General features: G+C 37.0%; 20 protein-coding genes. 2 read left to right on the top strand and 18 right to left on the bottom strand.

The features are described from left to right. Positions 1–130: 130 nt before the first annotated feature. From B7696_RS00665 to B7696_RS00585, 17 genes are all read right to left on the bottom strand, one after another. Entirely contained in the window at positions 131–2,110 is a 1,980-nt protein-coding gene (locus B7696_RS00665) for a peptide ABC transporter substrate-binding protein (protein ID WP_084861593.1), read from the bottom strand. A 198-nt stretch (positions 2,111–2,308) separates the two neighbouring features. Further along, positions 2,309–3,361: a glycosyltransferase gene (locus B7696_RS00660; protein ID WP_084861591.1), complete on the bottom strand. Its 1,053-nt coding sequence runs from the start codon at positions 3,359–3,361 to the stop codon at positions 2,309–2,311. Positions 3,362–3,398: 37 nt separating this feature from the next. Beyond that, entirely contained in the window at positions 3,399–4,496 is a 1,098-nt protein-coding gene (gene glf / locus B7696_RS00655; RefSeq protein ID WP_064276687.1) for a UDP-galactopyranose mutase, read from the bottom strand. Positions 4,497–4,507: 11 nt separating this feature from the next. Then, positions 4,508–5,920, bottom strand: a complete 1,413-nt coding sequence (locus B7696_RS00650; protein ID WP_064276689.1) for a flippase — start codon at positions 5,918–5,920, stop codon at positions 4,508–4,510. 153 nt (positions 5,921–6,073) lie between these two features. After that, positions 6,074–7,027, bottom strand: a complete 954-nt coding sequence (locus tag B7696_RS00645; RefSeq protein ID WP_064276691.1) for a glycosyltransferase family 2 protein — start codon at positions 7,025–7,027, stop codon at positions 6,074–6,076. A gap of 1 nt (position 7,028) precedes the next feature. Continuing rightward, entirely contained in the window at positions 7,029–8,033 is a 1,005-nt protein-coding gene (locus B7696_RS00640; protein ID WP_084861588.1) for a glycosyltransferase family 2 protein, read from the bottom strand. A gap of 8 nt (positions 8,034–8,041) precedes the next feature. Continuing rightward, on the bottom strand, positions 8,042–9,127 hold the full coding sequence (locus B7696_RS00635) for a glycosyltransferase family 4 protein (RefSeq protein WP_084861586.1): 1,086 nt from the start codon (positions 9,125–9,127) through the stop codon (positions 8,042–8,044). 7 nt (positions 9,128–9,134) lie between these two features. Then, complete coding sequence (locus tag B7696_RS00630) at positions 9,135–9,971, bottom strand: LicD family protein (protein WP_064276697.1); 837 nt, start codon at positions 9,969–9,971, stop codon at positions 9,135–9,137. Positions 9,972–9,980: 9 nt separating this feature from the next. Then, positions 9,981–11,231 (bottom strand): EpsG family protein, encoded by a 1,251-nt coding sequence (locus tag B7696_RS00625; protein ID WP_064276699.1) that lies wholly within the window; start codon positions 11,229–11,231, stop codon positions 9,981–9,983. 3 nt (positions 11,232–11,234) lie between these two features. Then, positions 11,235–12,029: a DUF4422 domain-containing protein gene (locus B7696_RS00620; protein ID WP_064276701.1), complete on the bottom strand. Its 795-nt coding sequence runs from the start codon at positions 12,027–12,029 to the stop codon at positions 11,235–11,237. Between the two features lie 210 nt (positions 12,030–12,239). Further along, complete coding sequence (locus B7696_RS00615) at positions 12,240–12,833, bottom strand: sugar transferase (protein ID WP_082888152.1); 594 nt, start codon at positions 12,831–12,833, stop codon at positions 12,240–12,242. A 138-nt stretch (positions 12,834–12,971) separates the two neighbouring features. Then, on the bottom strand, positions 12,972–13,655 hold the full coding sequence (locus B7696_RS00610) for a tyrosine-protein kinase (RefSeq protein ID WP_084861584.1): 684 nt from the start codon (positions 13,653–13,655) through the stop codon (positions 12,972–12,974). A 9-nt stretch (positions 13,656–13,664) separates the two neighbouring features. Further along, positions 13,665–14,357: a capsular polysaccharide biosynthesis protein CpsC gene (gene cpsC / locus B7696_RS00605; RefSeq protein ID WP_084861581.1), complete on the bottom strand. Its 693-nt coding sequence runs from the start codon at positions 14,355–14,357 to the stop codon at positions 13,665–13,667. An 8-nt stretch (positions 14,358–14,365) separates the two neighbouring features. Then, entirely contained in the window at positions 14,366–15,097 is a 732-nt protein-coding gene (gene cps4B / locus B7696_RS00600; protein ID WP_070479913.1) for a capsular polysaccharide biosynthesis protein Cps4B, read from the bottom strand. Between the two features lies 1 nt (position 15,098). Further along, complete coding sequence (cpsA, locus tag B7696_RS00595) at positions 15,099–16,544, bottom strand: LCP family glycopolymer transferase CpsA (RefSeq protein ID WP_064276708.1); 1,446 nt, start codon at positions 16,542–16,544, stop codon at positions 15,099–15,101. A 239-nt stretch (positions 16,545–16,783) separates the two neighbouring features. Next, positions 16,784–18,742: a peptide ABC transporter substrate-binding protein gene (locus tag B7696_RS00590; protein ID WP_084861579.1), complete on the bottom strand. Its 1,959-nt coding sequence runs from the start codon at positions 18,740–18,742 to the stop codon at positions 16,784–16,786. Between the two features lie 195 nt (positions 18,743–18,937). Further along, positions 18,938–20,545, bottom strand: coding sequence for a glycoside hydrolase family 13 protein (locus tag B7696_RS00585; protein WP_084861577.1), 1,608 nt, complete (start codon positions 20,543–20,545; stop codon positions 18,938–18,940). A gap of 152 nt (positions 20,546–20,697) precedes the next feature. On the opposite strand from B7696_RS00585, the gene B7696_RS00580 reads away from it, so the two are divergent. Together B7696_RS00580 and B7696_RS00575 are read left to right on the top strand one after the other, a co-directional pair. Beyond that, positions 20,698–22,182, top strand: a complete 1,485-nt coding sequence (locus B7696_RS00580; RefSeq protein WP_084861575.1) for a DUF1846 domain-containing protein — start codon at positions 20,698–20,700, stop codon at positions 22,180–22,182. Between the two features lie 94 nt (positions 22,183–22,276). Next, positions 22,277–22,759 carry an S-ribosylhomocysteine lyase gene (locus B7696_RS00575; protein WP_000032547.1) on the top strand — a complete coding sequence of 161 codons (483 nt, stop codon included), beginning with the start codon at positions 22,277–22,279 and terminating at the stop codon, positions 22,757–22,759. A gap of 60 nt (positions 22,760–22,819) precedes the next feature. Here B7696_RS00575 and B7696_RS00570 read toward each other — a convergent pair whose 3' ends face one another. Then, positions 22,820–24,925, bottom strand: coding sequence for an ATP-dependent Clp protease ATP-binding subunit (locus B7696_RS00570; RefSeq protein WP_084861574.1), 2,106 nt, complete (start codon positions 24,923–24,925; stop codon positions 22,820–22,822). Between the last annotated feature and the right edge of the window lie 308 nt (positions 24,926–25,233).

Genomic DNA, 25,233 nt, shown 5'->3' with positions numbered 1-25,233 from the left:
AATTTTTTTCTTCATTCTGACAAAACCATACTCTGAAATTAAGGGGAAAATTGTCACATAATAAAAAGGATTTAGCATTCCTATCGAATGCCAAACCCTTTATCAATCAGTTTCTATAGATGATTAAAATCTATTTCACATGTTTTGCGAGTTCTTCTTGCGCTTTTTTATTGGATTCTTCTTTTTCTTTCATCCATTTATCTTGAGCTTTTTGGTATTCATCAGCAGTAACTGCCTTGTCTTGAAGTTCCAAGTATTTGTAAAGGAGCGGATCGCTTGTCCCCTTGTTACCAGAGAAGGCAAACGGCATCGTAAATGGTACCATCTTAGACAAGATTGGGCGACCAGTGAGTGATGTTGTTGGAATAATCAAGGCACTATCTGTCAACCAAGCTTGGGCTACAGCATACTTATCATAACGTTTTGCTACATCTATTGTCTCGTTTTCAGCTTCAATTACCAATTTCTCATAGTCGTTTAGACCAACCTTCTTAGCTGCAGCATTATCTGTACCAGAATCAAAGCCAAGGTAGGTTTTAGTGTTTTCACCAACTGATGGTTTGATAATATCGAGGTAAGTAGATGGATCCGCAAAGTCTGGAGTCCAACCAACATTATCTGAAATATCCCAATCTTCCCCAGCTGCTGTTTCAGCAAAGTAGGTAATATTCAAGACTTCATCTTTTTGTAGTTGTTGAATATCAATTACGACATTATCTGCACCCAAGGTTTCTTCAACCGATTGTTTGAAAGACTGTACACGTTGAACTTTTGTAGTTGCTGTCTGGTCAACTGGCATATCTAGGTGAATTGGGAATTGTACTCCCTCAGCTTGTAGAGCTGACTTAGCTTTAGCAAATTCTGCCTTGGCTTTTTCAGGATTATATAGTCCATCTTGGGCATCAGCAAGGTTCACATCCTTCCATTCATCCCCATAAGTCACCAATTTTTCTTTGACCATATCGCCAAAGTTTTTCCCATCTGCTTGGACAAATGTTGGTGGTACAAAAAGATTACGCAAAATTTTGCTTGCACCACTGGCACCGTTCACTTGTGAAGCATAGGCCGTACGATCAAAACCAAAAGCAATAGCTTGGCGGAAATCCTTGTTTAAGAGAGCCTTTTTAGTAGAGGTCTTTTGTTCGTCACTAGTCTTAGAAGTATATTTATAGGACTGGCGGTCAATATTTGTACCAACTAGATAAGTCGTAGAGTCTTGTTGGGTATAGACAATATTATCCTTCATCGTTTTTTCAAGTTCTGCGAAACTTGCACTTGTTGGATAGAGGCGGGCTGCTGTAAGGCTACCATCTTTAAAGTTTTCTGCAGGTTTGCTGGTATCTTGACCATCCCAGAATGACAATTTTATCTTATCAACATGAACATTATCCTTATCCCAGTAGTTAGGATTTTTTGCAAATTCAACGGAAGATTTAGCCACAAGAGATTTTAACAAATAAGGACCATTATACAAGATACTGCTTGGATCTGTCGCTTTAGCAAAATCATCCCCTTTTGAGTTCAAAAACTCTTCATTAACTGGTGCCAAGACACCCATTGTTGTTTTAGAATTCCAAAAACTTTCAGGTTTGTTCAAAGTGTATTGGACTGTTTGATCGTCAAGGGCTTTAATTCCAACTTGAGAAAAATCTTTATTTTCCCCTTTAGCATAAGCATCCAGACCCTTGATTGAATCTTGTACCAAGTAAAGAGCTTGTGATTTCTTATCTGTTGCATATTTAAGACCTGTTACAAAGTCTTGAGCCTTGACAGGAGCATATTCTTCACCTTCAGATGTGTACCACTTGGCATCCTGACGAATCTTATAAGTGTAGATCAAACCATCTTTAGAAACTGACCAGTCCTCTGCCATAGAGGGAACAAGATTCCCATAACGGTCATTTTCAAGCAATCCATCAATGACGTTACTAGTAATGTTTGAAGTAGCTGCCTTGCTGGTTGTCAAATAGTTGAGATTATCTGGGTCTGTCTCGTAGGTAAATGCAAAAGTCTGCTCACCTTTAGTAGCAGAACCACCAGAACAAGCCGCTAAGACACCAGCTGCTAATAAAGTGACTCCCGCAAGAGCCAATACTTTCCTTGTTTTCATAGTATCCTCCTTTGTTTTTCTATCCATTATAGACCCTTTGCAATCTATTGTCAATATATTTTTCTGAATTTTCATTTTTAGTTGTTATTTTCTGATAACTATCGAATCTTATTTCATTTTTTAATCTCTTTTTAACTATAAGAAAAGAGGGAATTCAGTAACTCCCTCATCCATCTATTTAAATCATTTTTAGATTCATTAATTGAAAGCTTGCAATGCGGAAAGAAGATAAGAACCCTCACGAATTTTTTGACCTACGGCCTTAGCATTTTTGACCAAACCCTGATACTCTTCTTGAGACAAATGTTCCAATACTTCTTCCAAGTCAAGTAAACTCTCAATACTAATTCCACACTCTTTTTCTAAGACGAAATTAGCCAAAGCAGATTGCCCCCAGACAATAATAGGGAAACCAGAAGCCAAATAAAGGGAGGCCTTGTGGGAATTATTGTATCTCAAATACTCACCAAACACTCCGCTACAAGTTTTAGAACTATCACCGTCCCAAACCAAACCAAAGCTTCCTTCTAATGCTGATGGTAGTTCATCTGGAAGAAAGGAACCAAAATAGGTTGCATTTGATAGCTTTCTAGACTCATCAAAACCAACACCATAGAGGTTATATGCCGGTCTTGCAGGCAACTCATATAAGTAACCTGCTTTTTCTTGGGCTAAATTTCCAGCTACAATAATAGCCCCTTCCTTAGATAAATCTTCTTTATCCTGATAATTCGGGATCAGATAGTCAAAAATGCCTAAACTAACTATTTTTTTCTCAGAAATCCCCTTATCAACAAGCACTGATTTCATAACTGGATTATGAGCAATAAGACCATCAGCTTGTTTCAAAAGACTAGACTCTTGAAGATGAACACGAATCTTATGCTTCAAGGGTAATGTATCCAAATTAGCATAGCGCAAAACTTCTAAATCATGGATAATAAAGTGAACCTTCACTCCTTTACGTTGGATTCTTTTGACTAAATGAGTCGTAAAGAAACTATGATGAAGCATAGGAAATTGAATCAGTAGCTGATCCCCTTCCTTCAACTTAGATATAGCCTTGGATAGGGCTTTAGCCTTGTGTCGTTGAGCCTTAATAGTCCCCATTTGATACCAATCATCTACCATCAATAATAAAGGACTATAGCCCTCACGAACTACTATTTCTTCAACATCGTTTCGAGCCTTATTTCCCGCATTTCGTGCACCAGAATCCTTCAAAAATTCTTCTTTTAAATAATATTTCATCGATCAATTTCATCGATCAATTTTATTCTTCATTATCTTATTTAAACTCTTTCTCCACAACCTCAAGAGCACGTTCAATGACTACATGCATGTCGTAGTATTTATAATCGGCCAAACGTCCGCAGAAAATTACTTTATCATTTTGTGCTGCTTCTTCTTGATATTTAGCAAACATGGCATTGTTTCTCTCATCATTGATCGGATAATAAGGCTCATCTCCACGTTTCCAATCAGCTGGGTATTCACGAGTAATAACCGTTTTATCTTGTGTTCCGTACTCAAAATGTTTATGCTCAATAATACGAGTATAAGGAATTTCTCGCTCTGTGTAGTTAACAACTGCATTTCCTTGATAGTTCTCCTCATCAAGAACTTCATGCTCAAAACGAAGACTACGGTATTCTAACTCCCCGTGTTTGTAGTCAAAGTATTGATCAATCATTCCAGTAAAGACAACTTTATTAGCTGATTTTTCCAGCTCTTCACGATTTGCAAAGAAATCAACCCCAAGCTCTACTTCTACATCGCCCAACATGTTTTCAATGATGACGTTATAGCCACCGATTGGAATACCTTGGTAACGGTCATTGAAGTAGTTATTATCAAATGTTAGACGAACTGGTAGACGTTTAATGATAAACGGTGGAAGGTCAGTCGTAGAACGTCCCCATTGCTTTTCAGTATATCCTTTAATCAACTTTTCATAAATATCTGGACCAATCAACTTGATAGCCTGTTCTTCCAAGTTTTTAGGTTCAACGTCCTTCATATGAGCCGTTTGCTCAGCAATCTTATCTTTAACTTCTTGAGGAGTTTTTGTCCCCCACATAGCATAGAAAGTATTCATATTGAAAGGTAGGTTATAAAGGCTACCCTTGTAATTAGCTACAGGCGAATTGATATAGTTGTTAAATTCAGCAAATTGATTAACATAATCCCAGACTTTCTTGTTAGAAGTATGAAAGATATGTGCACCATACTTATGAACATTAACACCTTCTACATTCTCACAGTAGATATTCCCACCAATGTGGTCACGTTTATCAATAACTTTTACTTTTTTTCCACGCTTGGTTGCTTCGTAAGCAAAAATTGCTCCAGACAAACCAGCACCAACGATTAGATAATCGTACATAGTTAACTCCATTATTTCTTAATAATTTGTTTTAGTTCTTTTACATCTACCACTTTCAAAGATAGAATTGTAAAAAGATAAATGATTCCACCAAGCACTGCAAAGACTAGAACATTCAGAGTTGGTGAAAAATGTATAACTGTTTTTGAACCTAGCAGTATACCGTACATGATAGCTGATGCTAGAACAATTTTTGTCATAGATCCGATAATAGGAACTTCTTTTAGGTATCTGCTAGTAAAGTATAATTGTATCGCCCATACTAACGCCTCTGTCAATACAGAAACAATGGCTGCTCCGATATATCCAAGTTTTGGAAGGAATAGTAAATTCAAACCTACACTGATAATGGCAGGAGCTGTTGTTGAAATCATGAATTCTTTATTTTGATTGTGAGGTATCAGCATCTGAATTCCCATGATATTGGTCCAACCGATAAAGAACATACGGAAGATCATAATGGCGATTGCATAACGTGCATCCTGAAAATCTTGACCAAGGAAAAACTGAACAAAATCGTCATTGACAATCAAGATTCCTGCCATCATTGGGAAAATCACTAAATTATAAACGAGGAAGGACATTTCATGCATCTTATTGACTGCCTTATAATCACCTGTCACTAACAAATGAGCGACGCGTGGTAACATAACGCTTCCCAAGGAAGTTACCAAGGTCAGAAGTATATTTACCAACTTTAGAGCCTGATCATAAATCCCTACATCTTTTGTAGAAGCTAATGCTCCGAGCATGGTACGATCAAGCGTAACATACAAGGAAATTGCTACTTGCGGAAGGAACAATAATATGACAGGCTTCACATGATGCCTAGCATATTCTATGTCAAAATGCAGTTTACCGATAAGCTCCTGAGCAGGTAACCACATACTTAGTTGCCCCAAAAGTTCAAATATGGTTAGCAAAAAAACATAGAGATATAGGTCATTTGCAGATTTAACAAAGAGGAAGATTGAAATGACTCCAACGATCTTGACCGTGATATTTCGAACAGTAATCTTTCGAAAATCTTCCAACCCTTGAAAGAGCCAGGAAATGTCTAAACCTTTTGAAACTAAACTCAAGCCTAGAATGTAGGCTACTGGATTTTTCATAACAGGAAGAGTCAGACAAAGAAGAGCATACATGGACATAGAAATAACTGTTGCACCTAATTGCAGAGAGTAGATCCCCCAAAAGTTTTTTTCAATTTCCTTGCGATGTCCTGAAATGACCTTGGTCCCATAGTTAGCAACTCCTAGCGTCGCTAAGAGGATGAAGTAGGTGACAATGGAATTAAAGTATCCGTACGTCCCTAAATCATCCGAAGAAAAGACCCGTGTTACATAGGGAGTCGTAATAATCGGGAGTAAAATCACCAACAGTTGGTAAGATAGATTGTAGGCGTAGTTTTTTAGTACTTTCATCTCAACCTGCCCTATTATAATCAATCAGTGACATTGAAAATCGTGAACGAACATACTTATAATGGGCAATTCTTCTAAACGCTTCTTTCATATTTCCTCTTTCCTACAATTTTTTGACACTTGTTGCAAATTAAATTGGATCTATGTATCATACTATCGTAGCAACAAATACAATTCAGGGCTAAGCATAAAAATAAGGTATTTTAGTTTTAGTTTCAATGATAACTTACTATTCTTTAATAAGTCACTCATTTCGACTCTCAACAACACTTTATCTTTTGAAAAATCTTTTAAGCCTGAGTCAGCTTTTGCACCAATTACTACAAAGCCACCTAATAATTTTTTAGCTTGCAAAGCTTGCTTTAATTCTGGGCTCTGAATGTACTCTCTTTTAATAACTTCCTCATTTTTTGCAACAGCTTTAAAGAAATCATATCTTTTTTCAGTAAATGTTGAACGAACTATACTCCCTTCCCTACGATAGTAATTGTAGGTTTCAAGTGGACTGATCACGATTCTTTCAGCTAAGGCAAGATGTTCTGCTACAACATAAAAATCCTCATAGATTTTCCCGACTGGAAATGGAACGCGCTCCAAGATGCATTTCCGATAAAGTTTTGCACAGGCAGAAACCGTTGCAACTTTGTCATCCAACATTAGTTGTAGAGCCTTTTCTTTTGTAATCACACTCAAGCTTTCATAATCTGACTTCTTAAGATGATGGGAACTATAATCATTATATTTTGAAGTAGCTTTAACCTTTGTTGAAATCAAGTCTGCTTGATGTGTTTCCTGAATTTTCACGATTAACTCTAGAGTATATTCTTCAAGATAATCATCTGGATCTAAAAAGAAAATCCAGTCTGAGCTCGCTTTAGATACTCCAAAGTTACGCGCATCAGATAACCCACCATTTTCTTTGTGGAAAACATGGATATTTTCATATTGCTTTGCATAATCTTCGCATAATAGAGGAGAACCATCTGTAGAACCATCATTTACAAGGATTATCTCAAAGTTTTGATAGGTCTGTTTAATTAAGCTTTCTATCGCATAATGCAGATAGTCTGCAACATTATAAACCGGAACAACGATGCTGATAAACATCCTAAATGCCTCTCTCTTTTTCTTTCTTTTCAGAGTATTTCTTCAAAATCGGATTAAAAATTATCCCCAAAGCAAAGTTAGTCCTATAATTTAAGTAAGACAATCTGTCAAATTTTTTCGTAGTAATATAGTCATATGAACTTTTCTCAATTTTGCTATATAGTTCCTTCAAGAGTGTTTCGGAATCGTTAACCATCCAAGACAAGTCAACCTGCAAACTGATGAGATAAACTAAGGTTTCAGAAACTACTCGGTTTAAAACGGGTTCACTTTCAATTTTTGTAAAATAATCTAGAACTGAATTTGTAACAGTCAAATGATAACCGACATTCCGCTTCATACTCTCGATATTCATACTTTGCTCTGGTCTACCTATGTAGTATTGATAAATATCATAATTCCAATAACTGAAACTATGAACATACTCCAAAGGAAAGAGTGTGTATTGAATATCAACATAAAATGTTTTTTCACTTAAACGAATCTTGTTTTCCGACAAGATTGATGTCTTATAAGTAACCGAGTGCATCGGGATGCGAACGTCCGGAATTCCCTTGTGTTTTTTGCCAATTTCATACTTATCTACGAAGTCATTTCGTACCGTAGTATTGTTATAGACATGCTGCTCTGTAAAATCTGTAATCACCATATCTACATCAACAGTTTCAAGAGTATCTAAAAACTTTTCAAATTCTGATGGAATAACCCAGTCATCCCCATCAATCACTTTAAAAAATTTCCCCTTTGCTTCTTGAATACCGCGATTGATTGTCGAACCATGACCGCCGTTTTCTTTTGTAATGACACGGCCATCTAGCAACGAATCTTTGGCTAGTATCTTTTCTGCTACTAAAGCCGTATCGTCTGTACTTCCATCATTGACAACCAGTACTTCAAATTTATTTTTATAATCCGGGTGTACTTGTTGAAAAGACTCCAGCCCTTTTGAAATGTAGTCCTGAATATTATAACTGGGCATTACAATTGTTAACAAACAATCCTTCATCCTATCTCCTAAATCGTCTCAATTAGTTCAAGCCACTGCTTGAGAATTTTATCTTTATTAAATTTATCCAAATTGTCTTTTGCATGTTCTGAGAAAGACTGTCTCAAAACTTCATCTTCCATCAGTTCAAGCAATTTTTCGCTCAACTTGTCCGTATTATAACACTCAACCAGATAGCCATTAACTCCATCTTCGATAATTTCATTAGGTCCTGTCGGACAACTGAAGCTAACTATAGGAAGATTGTATTGTTGAGCTTCTAACAATACCAAGGGTAAACCTTCGTAACGAGAAGTCATGACATAAATCCCTTTATCTCCATAAATCAAATCCTGATTTTTTTCAAGTCCTTTTATGACTAACTTTTCCTGTAAAGCATTTTCGTTGATTAAATCTCTGATTTTGTCTACTTCATCTTGATCGCCGGAACCGTAGATTTCCCAAATCCAGTCAGACCTTTTAGCTAACACTTTTTTCGCGACTTGAACAAGATAATCATATCCTTTTTGATAATCGAAGCGACCTACTGTTACAATTTTCGCTGACTCATCGTTATAAGCTACATTGGAAATACCATCATCTTTCCAATTATAGATGTAATCAATTTTTTCCTCAGAAATACCATATTTTTTTATGTAATTTCTACAATCTTCTTGTGTGAGAGTAATAATCTTGTCTGCAAATTTAGCACCAACATATCTCTGGACTTTTTGAGAAAATTCTCTATTATCCGTAATTGAATTAGTATGATCACACAAAACTACTTTAGTTTGAGTCCCTATTCCTGCAAAAGATAAAAATACATTAGCGGATATCCCTATCCCAAAGGCTACCTCTATCTCATTATCTCTAAAATATTTTTTTAACATTTTTGAGATTTTTAAAATATTCTTAGACAAGCGTACTCTATGGTCAAAAAAGTTGGAGTATTTTACCTGAGAATTGATTTTAAAGAATAAGTCCGATTGCTTTGTTGTAATCCCAATCAAATGAACTTCATACTTTTTTGTAAGTTCGTTTGCTAACGATATAGCAACTCGCTCACCGCCACCAGAGTCATCCAAAATCCATTTCACTAAAGCGATTTTTTTCATGTTTCAACTACTCCCATTCTTCATTATCACCAAGAGATATTATCTTATAGTGATGTTGGTTTCGCTTATCTTCTGGAGGTAACTGCATATAATTCTCTCCATAAATTGCTACTAAATATTCTTTATACTTACGAGGACAACTCAGATCAATCTCTTCAAACTTTAATGATACTGGATCTCCAAAATAATCTGAAGGTACGATTTCTCTAAGTTTATATGCTCCTGTATAATTTCCTGCAAAAGCTTCCTTAAACGAATATTTTTTTAACGTTTGTAAATATTTTTTCTGTGCCCAGTTAAAAGAAATAATCTTTTCAATATTAACAACGTTCGCAAAAGCAATAATTATCTTCTCAATTAATGGTCGATTTTCTTTTTTCTGATTCACCAAACTATTGAATTGCGAGAGTTGAACCATCATCCTAGCGTACAAGTACCTAAAAGAATGAATTTTTTTCTTTAAAACATTAGATGGCATACCATCCAACGGAAAAATGTCTATCCACAAACTTTCTACCAATTCTTCTTTACTATAATTCATGATAATTTTTGTAGAATCATCTCGGATCACAGAGAAAGCTTTTTTGTAGTTTAATGTATCTTCGCTTAAAAACTTGTAGTTTTCTGGCAAAACATTTGAAGCTATTTTTTTAAATTTTTCATAATCTTCTCTTGGCATGCCAATATCGATGTCATCATCCCAAGGTATGAAACCTTTATGACGTACCGCTCCTAGCAAGGTTCCCCCTAGAGCATAGTAGGTTAGGTTATTTTCTTCGCAAATATTAATAAACTCTTTCAAAATAGATAAAATCTTATCTTGAATGATTTTGATATCCGACATACTTTCCTCCTAAGTAAAAGGCAAGTCTGAAAAGAACTGATAAATGTTCTTTAAAAGAAGATCCGTTTTACTATAATCGATAAAATCAAAAGGGAAATTCTTATTATAGAAAAAACCTGTGATAAACGATATACTAAGCAAGCTAAGCTCTAGGCCATAAACTAGGCTACGATTCGATAAGATTTTCAACTGCGCTCGATATGTAAACAATATGAATGAAGAAATTACAATCATTGGCAAGAGTAAAAAAAGATTCCTATCATATATATTTCGAAACGGCACAGACCCCATTGATAATAATGTTAAATAATAAGTCATCTTGACAAAAGATATTTTCCAATCATCAATCTCTTTAATAGTTCTACTCAAAACAAAATATTGAATTAAAAATAAAATCATTAGAACCACACCAATATATAACCTCACTGTTAGAGTAGTATTAAAGAGCTCTGCATACGATGCGTTATCAGAGTAAATATCAATTTTTCTAATAAAAGATTGAAAGAAACTAATACCCGTCCATTCTGCAAATATTGGTGTTAATTTTATTATGATTGGAAAACCCAATAAAACAAGTAAACTCTTTCCTAGCGTAATCTTTTTCAGGTAGAAAAAAATGAATCTCAGAGCAACAAAATAAACAACAGCCGAATGAATGCTTATTGGAACTATGTACCATAGCATCATCCAATTCTTTGTATAATTATATTTCGATTCCAAATACATAATTAACATTATCAGAGAAATTGCCATACAAAATCTCATGCCACTAGTGGTATATCTATAGTTATTTAACAAACAAACTGTAATTAGAATCAGAATATAGGTTAACTTAGAGTAGTTTTTATAGGACTTAAACAAATCAACAACAACATAACCAAAGCTAAAATATGTCACAAACGCTGAAATAAAACTAAGCAAACTATAATGATGAGTATTTCTGACAAAATACATCAATGAAGTAAATACCGGAACAGAACCATAATCATATCTACCAACTCTAAATCCTGATGCAAAAGCTTGAAACATTGAAATAATGTTATCAAAATTAGTTAGTACTTGTGTTGCTCTAAAATGAAACGCTCCATCATCTAATGGATGAGGGATATAACGCAAAGCTATTATAGAAATCGATAAACACGCAAGTACTAAATAAGTTACCGAAAACCTTCTGTCGTTTACTATTCCTACCATGCTTAAAAACAAAGATAAAACTGGGAAGACTAAAAAAATTAAAAAAGTAAGTAATAATAAAATCATGATCTAAAAACTCTGTCCATATTTTTTCCCGAAAAATTTTGCTTGTAAGAAGGATTTTCCTTTTTGAATCAAGTCAATTTTCTCCATATAGATAAACGGTATCTCTTTTACTCGCAAATCTTGTTTCGCAATCCAAACATTAAACAAGCGTTCGCTTACACGTCCAAACAATCTCGCATCAAAAGCCGAATAACCTGTAATATCCAACCGTTTATATAACTCATTAATAATTGGAAATAACCACTCACAATATGCAGCTACATTATCTTTTGACATAATAAACATGTTAAACATATAGCCACTACGTTGTTTCATCACTTTATCAAATGTATCAATATAATCAGGATTTAATTCACTAATGATTTGGCGAGTGACATCTAAATGACCTCCATCATGAGTATGTGCATAGTGAGAATAGAGAGTCTCAATATAGTATTTTCTTTTACAGGGAACAACAACATCATAGTCCAGCATCATTTTTTCGACCTCTGATTTAGATAAAATAATGCTATCCATATTGATTTCTTCACGATAAGCTTGACTCTTAGATGTGAAATAACGACGGTAATGTACCAATCCAAGATAGTCACATTCTAAGTTTTTCCATGCCCAATAAAGTCCAGTTAATTCACAATAATAGGGATTCAAACACGAAATGTTGTCCCCTTCATTGTCACATTGGTATCCTAATTTCTCTTTTCCTTCACTACCAACATGAATAGGTAAATAAAGTTCAGTATCATCTGGCATTGTAAATTTCTTGTGTGTTGCAACGATAATTTTATAATTTTTTGTCATTTTAAAATCCAGTTAAACTTCCTACATTTATTGAAGGTAATTTGCATATATTGACATTCTATTTAATATTTCAATTAAAAAGATTATCAAACTAACAATTAATAAATACTGTTCCTAATTTTAAAAATGAAATCGAATACCAAAGTCATATTATTCGTACTCAATTTCACTTTCTAAATATCACATTCCATAATAGCAAAAACCCTATACTTAATGTGCCCCTTCTCTAGTTAAAACTTGTTTTATGGTTAAAAAGATAATTTTAATATCCAACCAAAATGACTGATTTTTAGGATAATACAATTCCATTTCACAGCGTTCAGGGTAGAACACATCACTTCTACCTGAAACTTGCCATATACCAGTGATACCAGGACGAACAGATAATAAAATTCTACGTTCTTCCTCAGTATACTCGTCTAACTCATTATCAAGAATCGGCCTCGGTCCAATAAGACTCATATCACCTAGCAATAAATTTATAAATTGAGGAAGTTCATCAATACTAGTTTTTCTTATGAAATCACCAATATTTGTAAGCCTTGGATCCTCATCTGGAGGTAATTTATAGCTATTTTTTTTATATTTTTCATACAGTTCTTCATTAAGTTCCAAGATTTCCTCTGCATTTTCAACCATTGATCTAAATTTAATAATTTTAAATTTTTTCCCTCCAAGACCTGCTCTATATTGTGTAAAAAAGATACTTCCCTTATATCCTTTTATTTTGTAAATAATTAAAATAATTAGATAAGAAGGCAGTACTATAAATATAGTTCCAAGAAATCCAATAATAAAATCCATAATCCTTTTAAAACTAATATAGATAACGTTATTCCGTTTCACTTAAAATCCCCTCTCATGTAGTAAACTAAAACAGTTTAAATTCTATGAGATATTTTTATCCCTTTCTCTTCCATAACTACTTCCTTAGTCTATCCCTTATTTTTTACCGTAAGAACCATACTCACCGTAAGAACCATATTTCTCAGCTGAAGTATTGAATTTATTTAATACAACTCCCAAAAATGGCTTATTCGTTTGTTCCAATTGATCTTTAGCCTTGAGAACATCTTTTCTGTTAGCCTCTCCTGCCGCAGTAACTAAAACAGATGCATCACATTTTTGTGTGATAATAGCTGCGTCGATAACGATGCCAATAGGCGCTGTATCAACAATAATATAATCAAAATATTTGCGAAGTGTATCAATCATAGTACTGAAGTTTTCACTTTGCAATAAAGCAGTTGGGTTGGGTGAAATAGACCCAGCTTGAACTACAAATAGATTTTCAACATTGGTATCACATAGACCATGAGATAGATCTGTTGTTCCAGATAAAAACTCTGTCAATCCAGTTATTTTTTCACGTGATTTGAAGACACCTGACATGACAGAATTCCGAATATCAGCATCTACTAACAAGGTCTTATAACCTGCACGTGCGAAGGCCCAAGCAATATTTGTAGCAGTCGTTGACTTTCCTTCACCCGGTTTCACAGAGGTGATAGAAATCACTTGTAAATTATTTCCACTCAATTGTATATTCGTACGCAAGGCATTATAGTATTCTTCCGCTTTTTTGGCCAGATCTAATTTTTTCTGTGCTATTTCTAATGTCGGCATATCTCTCTCCTATTTCAATTTATCCAAATTTGGAACAACTCCCAACAATGCGATTTGCATAACGTCTTCAATATCCTCTGGACGTTTCACTCGTGTATCAACCAGTTCAACGATAAGAACAGCGATAACTGTAAAGACTGTTCCTCCAAGTAGACCTATAATTGTATTTTTACGAATATTTGGAGAAGATGGTACTGTAGCCGGACGAGCTTCTTCAAGTGTTGTGACATCAGAAACGCGTGTGATACTGATAATCTTTTCAGCTGCTACTTCTCTCAATGAGTTAGCAATACGACTAGCTTCCTCAGGGACTCTATCATTAACGGAAATAGATACGATACGAGTATCGACTGGTACAGTTACCTTGACTTTACTAGCCAAAGCTTTTGGTGATAGATCTAATTTCAAATTAGATGTAACTTTTTCCAAAACATCTTGAGACAAAATAATTTCACGATAGTCTTTAACTAAGTATGATCCAGCTTGCAAGTCTTGGTTTGTCAAACCAGGCTTATCTCCCTGATTACGGTTGACTACATAAATCCGTGTAGTACTAGTGAACTCCGGTTTTACGATAAAAGCACTGTAGGCAAAAGCTAAAGCTCCAACTACAATCGCTACCAATGCAATTAGAATTTTTCTTTTCCAAAAAATTTTAAGCAGGTGAAATACATCGATTTCCATAGTATTTTGTTCTTTCATATTTTCTCCTAAATTATTTGATCCATTATAATTTTCCTAGGGTTCTCTACAAATAGCTCCTCCGCCTTGGCCCTACCATACTTTTTAGAAATAATCTGATAAGCATCCTCCATATAGGGAGGTCTACTATCTAGGTTATGCATATCACTTGCAATGACATGAACCAGGTCTCTCTCCAAAAAATATTGGGCTCTCTTTTTCATGAATTTATAGGTTTCACCAAAGAGCTTAGGTTTTAGAACATGAGAACTATTTACTTGCGTATAGCATCCCATATCAATCAGTTCCTGAACACGTTTTTCATTGTTTTCCAGAGCATCATAACGTTCAATATGAGCAATCACCGGGGTAATCCCCAACATCAAAATATTGCTTAATCCTTTATGAATATCGCGATAGGGTGTATTCATACTAAATTCAATCAAAGCATAACGACTGTTATTGAGAGTAGGAATGCGCTTGTTTTCTAATTTTTCTAGAACATCTGGAGTATAGTATATCTCTGCTCCGTAAGCAATGACCAAATCATCTGCCACTTCTTTAGCAATCTCACGAACCTTTAAAAAATTCGTCGCTATTTTTTCTTCTGGAGTCTCAAACATCCCTTTTCGACGATGGGAAGTCGAAACAATCATCCGAACCCCTTGATTATACGCTTCTCTTAAAAGGGCTTTGCTATCTTCTATAGACTTTGGCCCGTCATCTACATCAAAGACAATGTGAGAATGGATATCAATCATATCATCTTCCCTCCATCACATCTTGTATCGCACTTTTAGCAGCTGCTAAACTACTGTCATCGATTTCCATCATATAGAGGTTACTATCTGGCATAGCATAAGAAGGAAGTCCCATTCGGCCTGTACCTTTGAGGTCTTGAGAGTTGACTTTATAACTGCCACCACTCTCCAATTGAGTATTAACCAAATCCATCATCGTTTCGATAGGCATATTTGTTTGAAGGGAATCTTGCAAACCTTGAAGAATATCACTATAATTTTTCAATGCTTCGGTAGAAGTTAATTTCTGTATGATTGCGACGATCACCTTTTGTTGATTACGACCACGGTCACGATCCCCATCAGCTAAAGAATAGCGCTCACGCACAAAACCAAGAGCTTGCTCCGAGTCAAGATGAACGTTCCCTACAGGATAGAACTTCCCATTTGTATGAGCGGTAAACTCTTGATCATTATAGACATCAACTCCACCAAGGAGGTCAATCAATTTCAAGAAAGTTGTGAAGTTCAAGCGAACATAGTAGTTAATATCAACTCCATAAAGATTTTCCAAAGTATGAATAGAGGAGTCTACTCCATAAATACCTGCATGAGTCAATTTATCTTTTTGATTATTCCCTCCGTCTGCAATCGGAACATAGGAATCTCGAGGGGTTGTTGTCAATAGAATTTTTTTTGAATCTTGATTAACAGTCATCAAAATGTTGACATCTGAACGAGAAACTGAACTAATTGGTCCGTAAGTGTCAATACCACTCACATAGACATTGAAGGATTTGTTCTTAGAAACTTTAGGAGCAGCTACTTCTTTGGTGATATTTTTAGTGTAGATTTTCCTAATTTTTGATGCGTAATCAGGGTATTCAGATTCTATAATATTTTCAAAGACGCTATTTAAGACAATCGCTTTTGCTTCACCTGATACCAAGCTCTTATAAGCTGCAAGGTATGAGGTGCTTTGTTCAACCGTCAATTCTTTGCTCTGACTAGTTTTGATATCAGCTATCAATTTTTGAATATTATCATTATCAGTATCCGTAGGTCCTGTAACACTATCTAATTGCGTGACATTATGAACGTCACTATCTTTCAGAACAACAACACTCATTGAGTATTCTGAGTAATTTGACGTAGAATTGATATGACTAGTAAAGCCGACAAATTGTTGCAGTGCAAAAAAAGAAACTGAACTCATTAAAATAGCTAGTGTTAAAAAGAAAATTGTAAACTTTTCTGCTTTTCTATAAATGATCAAAAGCAGACTCGCTAAAGCGACCAAAATCACTACAGTTGCCGTTATGACATTCAGGTATCTAAACGCCAATATATTATGTCTAAAAATCAAGAACAGCAAAAAACCACCCAATAATACATAAATGGTTAATAAAGCTATATTAATGCTCCGCTTAACTTTACCCGAACGGGCTCTTTTTGAACGTTTATTCATAGTTTTCCCCTATATGTTGATTATCAGAATTATTATATCACAATCATGAAATAATTTCCATTTATTCCTTTTTTTATCAGCGTTTTCAATACATCTTCTAAATGCACTCCGAAGGAATAATTGTTTTTTTATAACCTGTATAGTATCTATCGCTTCCTATTTTGACATTCTCGTTTCATAGACAGAGGAATACGAATCAAAAATATAACAAACAAGGTCCCTTACGGAACCTCGTTCATCTATTTGACATGATTTTCTGCTTCTTTTTGAGCCTTTTCGATTGCTTTTTTGCTTTCTTGCTCCCATTTGGTCTTAGCTTCTTCATACTGCTTGGTAGTCACAGTATCTTTTTGCAGTTTCATATACTTGTAGTTATTGCCATCACCCTTAATGCCGACCAGTGAATAGCCTCTTGTAAATGGCGTTACTTTGGTTACAGAAGCTGTTCCACCGCTCGACATAGCTGACATAATCAGAGAATTGTCAATCATCCAAGCCTGTGCTTCAGCATATTTTTCATAGCGTTTGGCTACATCTTTATTTTCACTATCTGCATCTTTGAGCATATTGGTGTAGGTATCAAGCCCCAAGCTAGCAATCTTAGCTTTATCTTCTTGAGCATCTAGACCAAAAATCTTGAGGTAGAACCCATCTTCTGCATTGAAAGGATTAAGATAAGTAGACGGATCTTGGTAATCACCTACCCAACCATCAAAGTTCAAATCGTAGTCTCGATCAGCAGGCGTTGGTGCCAAGAAGGCTACGTTATTAAAATCATCTGTTGACAGTTGCTGAACATCAATGACAATGTTATCAGCGCCTAAAACTGACTCAAGGGTCTGCTTAACAGAGTTCATACCTGTCACGGCATTTTTACTTGTTTGATCAACTGCAACATCCAAGTGAATAGGGAAAGTCACACCTTGACTTGCCAATTCTTTTTTAGCTTCCGCAAATTTTGCTTGGGCTTTTTCTTTGTTAAAGTAGGCATCCTGAGCATCTGCCAAGTTAATACCTGACCATTCTGTGCCATAGTTGACCAATTTAGAAGCGACTACTTCTCCAAAGGTCTTGTCTCCCACTTGGACAAATGTTGGAGGCACTAGAGTGTTACGAAGGGTCTTGCTAGCTGCTTCTTCCCCATTTGACTGGGCAGAATAGGCTGTGCGGTCCAAGGCAAAGTTCATCGCTTGACGGAAGTTTTTGTTCAAGACAGCTGTCTCAGTTGATTTCTTCTGCTCATCTGTCGTTTTCGATGTATGGTTGTAAGCCTTACGGTTGACGTTGAAATTGAAGTACCAAGAAGTCTTGTCCTGCAAGCTATAAACGATATTATCCTTATATTTTTCTTTGGTCTTGGCGAAGTTAGAACTATTTGGATAAACCCCAGCGATTGAATAGGCTCCACTTTCAAAGTTACGGATAGTCAATTCTTGGTCTGAACCATCAAAATATGCCAATTTCACGTGTTCAATTGATACTTTGTCATGATCGTAGTAATGCGGATTTTTCACATACTCGATTGATGATTTTGATGTGAAATCTTTTAACAAATAAGGTCCGCTGTAGAGAATACTATCTGGAGATAAAGTCCCAAAATCTTTCCCTTTCGAGTTTAGAAACTCTTCATTTACTGGGAAAAGGATACTGTTGGTTGTTTTTGAATTCCAGTAAGGTTCTGGGCGTGCCAAAGTATACTCAACAGTCTGGTCGTCAATGGCCTTCACCCCAACCTTAGAAAAGTCAGAATCCGCTCCTGTAATATAATCATTCAAGCCCTTGATCGAGTTTTGAATCAAGTCAATGGCCTGTGATTTATTATCCACTGCATACTTAATCCCTGTCACAAAATCTTGTGCCTTGACTGGGGCGTACTCTTCACCATCAGCCGTGAACCATTTGGCATCTTTTCTCAGTTTGTAGGTATAAGTCAGGCCATCGCTTGAAACAGACCAGTCTTCTGCCAAAGATGGAACTAGGTTTCCGTGGTTGTCATTTTCAAGCAAACCATCAACTAGGTTGGTAATGATGGCTGTATTATCAGCGTAGTAGTCTAACAAGTAGTTAAATGTAGTTGGATTTCCACTAAAGGTTGATGAGTAAGTTTTTGTATCTGAACCTGATTGTCCGCAAGCAGCTAAAAGCAAAGCAGCCGCAAAGGTCAGGCCTGCGCTAAGAACACGCTTTTTTGTATTCATCTTCTTTCTCCTTTATGTTAGTTTTTATAACATAAGTTTATTTTACCAAAATAGTGGGAATTTGTAAAGTTAATTGAATTTTGAGAATGAAAGTTTATAAACTTTAGTCATAAAAAAACAAAGGATTTCTGTCTTTCATACAGTCCTCCCTTGTTTTTATACGATTTCAATTTTAAATTTTTCTGTAAAAAATATTTATAGTAATTCCACACAGAAAGCATCCCATGGAGCCAAGATTTGTTTCCCAACCGCTTCTTGCGCTACAGTGTTTTCAATCAAGACTGATTTAACTTTTCCTTCGACAGCTAGGTTTTGTTCTTCATTGGACAAATTGGCCACAACTAGGAAACGACGGTCGCCATCTTTACGAATATAGGCAAAGACCTTGTCAACTGTATCAAGCAATTCAAAGTCAGCTCGAATCAGCCAGCTGTTCTCCTTACGGATTTGAACCAACTTCTGATAGGTATAGAAAATTGAATCTGGGTTTGCCAGCGCTTCTTGAACGTTGATTTCTTCGTAGTTTGGATTGACTGCCAACCACGGTTGACCTGTTGAGAAACCAGCGTTTTTGCTTTCATCCCATTGCATTGGAGTACGGGCATTGTCACGTCCAATGACACGGATACTGTCCATGATTTCTTCCATCGGAACACCTTTTTCAAGAGCTTCACGCGCATAATTGAGGGACTCAATATCTTCTACTTGATCCAGTGTTTCAAACGGATAGTTGGTCATCCCAATCTCCTCACCTTGGTAGATATAAGGAGTCCCTCTCATGAGATGAAGCAAGATTGCAAAGGCTTTGGCAGATTTTTCACGATATTCTTGGTCATTTCCCCAGATAGAGACGATACGAGGTAGGTCATGATTGTTCCAGAAGAGGGAATTCCAACCATCCTCAACTCCTAATTCTGTCTGCCATTTGTTAAAAATCTCTTTTAACTTCCCTACATTTAACTCTTTTTGGTAGTGCCACTTAGGTTGCCCTTCCTGATACTGAAGACAGATGTGTTCAAACTGGAAGACCATTGACAATTCTTGTCCCTTTGGATCCGAGTAGAGCTTAGCAATCTCTGGCGTTGCACCCCAAGTCTCCCCTACTGTCAAGAGATCTTTGTCGCCAAAGGTTGCCTGATTCATTTCCTTGAGATAGGGGTGGAGCATAGGACCATTATTGACTACTTTCTCATCAGGAATTTTCCCAATCATATCAATGACATCCATACGGAAACCGCCAATGCCTTTATCAATCCAGAAGTTCATCATCTCATAGATTTTCTGGCGCAATTTTTCATTTTCCCAGTTGAGATCCGGCTGTTTCTTGCTGAAAAAGTGGAGATAGTATTGACCTGACTTTTCATCGTATTCCCAGGCAGATCCACTAAAGATAGAATCTAGGTCGTTGGGCTCATCTCGCCAGATATAGTAGTCACGTTCAGGACTATCAGGATTTTCACAGGCCTCGACAAACCAAGCATGTTCATCTGAGGTATGATTGACCACCAAGTCCATGATGATACGAATATCACGCTTCTCAGCTTCTGCAATCAGTTGGTCCATATCCTCCATGGTTCCGAAAATAGCTGCAATCGCTTGATAATCAGCAATATCGTAGCCATTATCATCCATAGGGCTGTCATAAACGGGAGAAAGCCAAATCGCTGTAATTCCTAGCTTGGCTAGATAGTCTAACTTACTGGTAATACCTGGCAAATCGCCAATTCCATCTCCGTTGCTGTCCATAAAACTCTTTGGATAAACTTGATAGACTACGGCATTGTGCCACCATTTTTCTTGCATCTTCTTACCTCATTATTTTAATAATCTATAGTCTATGATAGCGCTTTTCAGAATTTTGTGCAAGCGTTTGCCTAATCTTTTTGATTCCTTTTTTAACTCCATAGTTCCCTAACTTCCAATTTTTTATTATAATAGAGGTCAGAGGTAAAAAAATGAAAAAACAAGCTTTTAGTTCTGAACAATATTTGAATCTACAGCGCGACCACATCTTGGAGCGTATTAACCAATTCGACGGCAAGCTCTACTTGGAGTTTGGTGGTAAAATGTTAGAAGATTTCCACGCTGCTCGTGTCCTTCCTGGTTATGAGCCTGACAACAAAATCAAGCTCTTGCAAGAATTGAAAGAGCAGGTTGAGGTTGTGATTGCTATTAATGCTAGCAATATCGAGCATTCCAAAGCACGTGGTGACTTGGGCATTTCTTATGACCAAGAAGTTCTTCGTTTGATTGATAAATTCAATGAATTGGGAATTTTTGTTGGTTCCGTTGTCATCACACAGTACGCTGGCCAACCAGCCGCAGATGCCTTCCGCAACCAACTTGAAAAAAACGGAATTGATTCTTATCTTCATTATCCAATCAAAGGATATCCAACAGATATGGATCACATCATTTCTCCAGAAGGTATGGGGAAAAACGACTATATCAAAACCAGTCGCAACTTGATTGTCGTAACCGCTCCTGGACCTGGTTCTGGAAAATTGGCAACTTGTATGTCAAATATGTACCACGACCAAATCAATGGTATCAAGTCTGGTTACGCTAAATTTGAAACCTTCCCAGTTTGGAATCTTCCCCTTCATCACCCAGTCAACTTGGCTTATGAGGCTGCAACCGCAGACCTTGATGATGTCAACATGATTGACCCTTTCCATCTCCAAACCTATGGAGAAACCACTGTCAACTACAACCGTGATATCGAAATTTTCCCAGTGCTTAAGCGCATGTTGGAACGTATTCTCGGAGAATCACCATACGCTTCACCGACAGACATGGGTGTCAACATGGTTGGTTTCGCTATTACTGATGATGAAGCGGCTGTCGAAGCTTCTAAACAAGAAATCATCCGTCGCTACTATCAAACTGTTCTTGACTTCAAGGCTGAAAAAGTTGGAGAAGCGGCTGTCAAGAAGATTGAACTTCTCATGAACGACCTCGGCATCACACCTGCAGACCGTAAGGTTGCTGTCGTTGCCCGTCAAAAAGCAGAAGAAACTGGCGGACCAGCCCTAGCCCTTGAATTGCCAAGCGGAGAAATTGTCACTGGTAAGAACTCAGAACTCTTTGGCCCTACAGCCGCTGCCTTGATCAATGCTATCAAGAAATCAGCTGACATCGCTAAAGAAGTAAAACTCATCGAACCTGAACTTGTCAAACCGATTCAAGGTCTTAAAATCGATCATCTAGGTAGCCGCAATCCACGCCTGCATTCAAACGAAATCCTAATTGCACTGGCTATTACAGCTACAGAAAATCCTGATGCCGCTCGTGCTATGGAAGAGCTTGGCAACCTCAAAGGAAGCGAAGCCCACTCAACCATCATCTTGACTGATGAAGACAAGAATGTCCTTCGTAAACTGGGTATCAACGTAACCTTTGACCCTTACTACCAATACGACCGTTTGTATCGTAAGTAAAGATTTCAACCTCTCCACTCTCGGAGAGGTTTTCTCTCTGTCTCAGGAGCCGGCTTTATGTTATAATGAAAGAAGAAAACTGAAAGGATTTACCATGTCAAAAGAAGTTATTGTTGAAAGTTTTGAACTTGACCACACTATTGTTAAAGCACCTTATGTCCGCTTGATTGGGGAAGAAACTGGACCAAAAGGAGACATCATCTCTAATTATGATATTCGCTTAGTGCAACCAAACGAAGACTCAATCCCTACTGCCGGCCTTCACACCATCGAGCACCTCTTGGCAAAACTCATCCGTACCCGCATTGACGGTATGATTGACTGTTCGCCATTTGGGTGCCGTACAGGCTTCCACATGATTATGTGGGGACGTCATACTAGCGCTGAGATTGCAGCAGTTATCAAGGATTCGCTGAAAGAAATCGCTGAAACTACCACTTGGGAAGATGTCCCTGGAACAACCATCGAATCTTGCGGAAACTACAAGGATCACAGCCTCTTTTCTGCTAAAGAATGGGCAAAGCTCATCTTGGAACAAGGGATTTCAGATGATGCCTTTGAACGCCATGTCATCTAAACACAAAAAAGGAACCAGTTTTTCAGCTGGCTCCTTCTTTTTTATGCTCAAAATTCTGTCTTAGGCTTTTTCACGAATGACCAAAACACCATCTTCCATATCAGCTTCTAGGTGTTTAGCATCAAGGTTATCCAAGTGGAAATCTGTGACTTTGTCACGGATTTGTTGTTCAACCACACGACGGAGTGGACGAACACCCATGACTTCATCGTAGCCTTCCTCAGTCATGTATTCTTTAGCAGCTTCGCTCACTGCCAAGTCAATGTCTTTCTTAGAAAGCGTCTTGTTAACTTCAACCAACATAAGGTCTACAATCTTAGAAAGATCTTCTTTGCTCAAGTGTGAGAATTCGATGACAGCATTGAAACGGTTAAGGAATTCTGGACGGAAGTAAGGTTTCAAACGATCCATCAATTCTGGTTTATCAGCATCTTCTGTCAAGTTAGCTTCGTAACCAAAGCCTGCGTTTGAAGTTGCGATAATCACCGTATTCTTGAAGTTGACAGTGTTACCTTGACCATCTGTCAAACGACCATCGTCCAAAACTTGAAGGAGAAGGGTGATGACTTGAGGGTCAGCCTTTTCAATTTCGTCGAGAAGGACGATTGAGTATGGATTGCGACGGACGCGTTCTGTCAAGGTATTGTTGTTGTCATCGTAACCAACATAACCTGCAGTTGTACCAATCAATTTAGATACGGCTGTGCGGTCGCTGTATTCTGACATGTCCAAACGGATGATAGCATCTTTCGTTCCGAACATATCAAGAGCCAATTGTTTAGCCAACTCAGTCTTACCGACACCAGTAGGACCTACAAAGAGGAAGCTACCGATTGGACGGTTACCTTCATCAAAACCAGCACGGTTACGACGGATAGCTTTTGCTACTGCTTCAACGGCCTTATCTTGACCAATAACTTTCGTCTGCAAACGATGACCCATATCTTTCAAACGTTCGATGTCCGTAGCCCCCATTTGAGATACTGGAATACCCGTCATACGTTCTACAGATTCAGCCACATCGTTGACACTTGCAGTCACTTTCATATCTTCTGTATGGTTTTCGATTTTCTTTTCCAATTCTGCAATGCGTGTTTTATAGTTTAGAGCTGCTTCAAAATCTTCTGCCTCAACTGCTTTTTCTTGCTTGTCTTTTTCTACCTCAATTTCACGTTCAACAGCATGAACATCTGTTACTGGATGCTGAGCTGCCAAGTGAGCCGCCGTAACATCGACAAGGTCGATAGCCTTATCTGGCAAGCTACGTTGAGGAATATACTGAACAGAATAATCAACGGCAGCTTTTAAGACTTCATCTGGCAAAATAACATTGTGGTGTTGTTGATAGAGATCACGAATTCCTTGAAGGATTTTAAAAGTATCCTCTGCTGATGGAGCATTAACCTTCACTTCGTTGAAACGACGAGCAAGGGCTGCATTTTTCAAGATAGTATTACGGTATTCATCTTGAGTAGTTGCGCCAATCACTGTCAATTCTCCACGTGAAAGAGCTGGTTTCAAGATATCAGCAAGACCTTTAGATCCTTGACCATCACCTGTGCTACCAGCACCAAGAATTTGGTGAATTTCGTCGAAGAAGAGGATAATATTTCCAGCTTCTTTGACTTCGTTTACCAAGTTTTGAATGTTTTCTTCAAAGCTACCACGGTATTGAGTACCAGCTTCAAGTCCAGAAATATCAATAGAAATGATCTCTTTGTTCTTGATTGCTGCAGGAACGTCGCCGTTCACGATAGCTTGGGCCAATCCTTCTACTACTGCAGTTTTACCAACACCAGCATCACCGACGAGAACTGGATTATTCTTTGTGCGACGAGAAAGAATTTCAGAAGTTTCTTGGATTTCTTTATTACGTCCAATAACCGGATCTAACTTACCTTCACGTGCTTCTGCAGTCAAGTTTCGACCTAGTTTTGCAAGGACACCGTCTTGTTTCATACCTGAAGACTGTTGTTTCATTTGTCCATCAGCTTCTGCATTTCCTGGTAATTGACCAGTCGCACGATAGTGAGCAAATTCCTCAGGTGTCACTTCACGTCCATTAATCAAGTAACGACGATTTTCAGAACTATATCCTCGCATACCACCCATCAATTGGTTAAATAAATCATCCATGTTGTTAAAATTATTAAAGTTGTTATTCATATTCTTTACCTCTTTTTATTATTTATTATTACTGATATTGACTATCTTTGACCTTTGTTTTAAAAAATTTAGACTAGCTAAATCGCTACTCTACGTACTATTTCTGGTTTTTCTTTTTCAAGCAGGAGTAGACTATCTTTACTTCTAAAGATTTCTAGATTAAACATAGACCCCACCTCTTTCTATTTTACTTTAAATAAGTGTTCTAGTAAGGCTTTCATTTACCTTACGTTCATAATATACTACATTAGTCAGAAAAGGTCAAGAGATTTGACTTTAATTGACTAATAAATTTTACAAAAAGAAGA

This window comes from Streptococcus mitis, from assembly GCF_002096815.1.
Taxonomy (GTDB): domain Bacteria; phylum Bacillota; class Bacilli; order Lactobacillales; family Streptococcaceae; genus Streptococcus; species Streptococcus mitis_AD.
The sequence above is the reverse complement of the archived record's forward strand: the minus strand, read 5'-3'. Positions and strand labels throughout refer to the sequence as shown.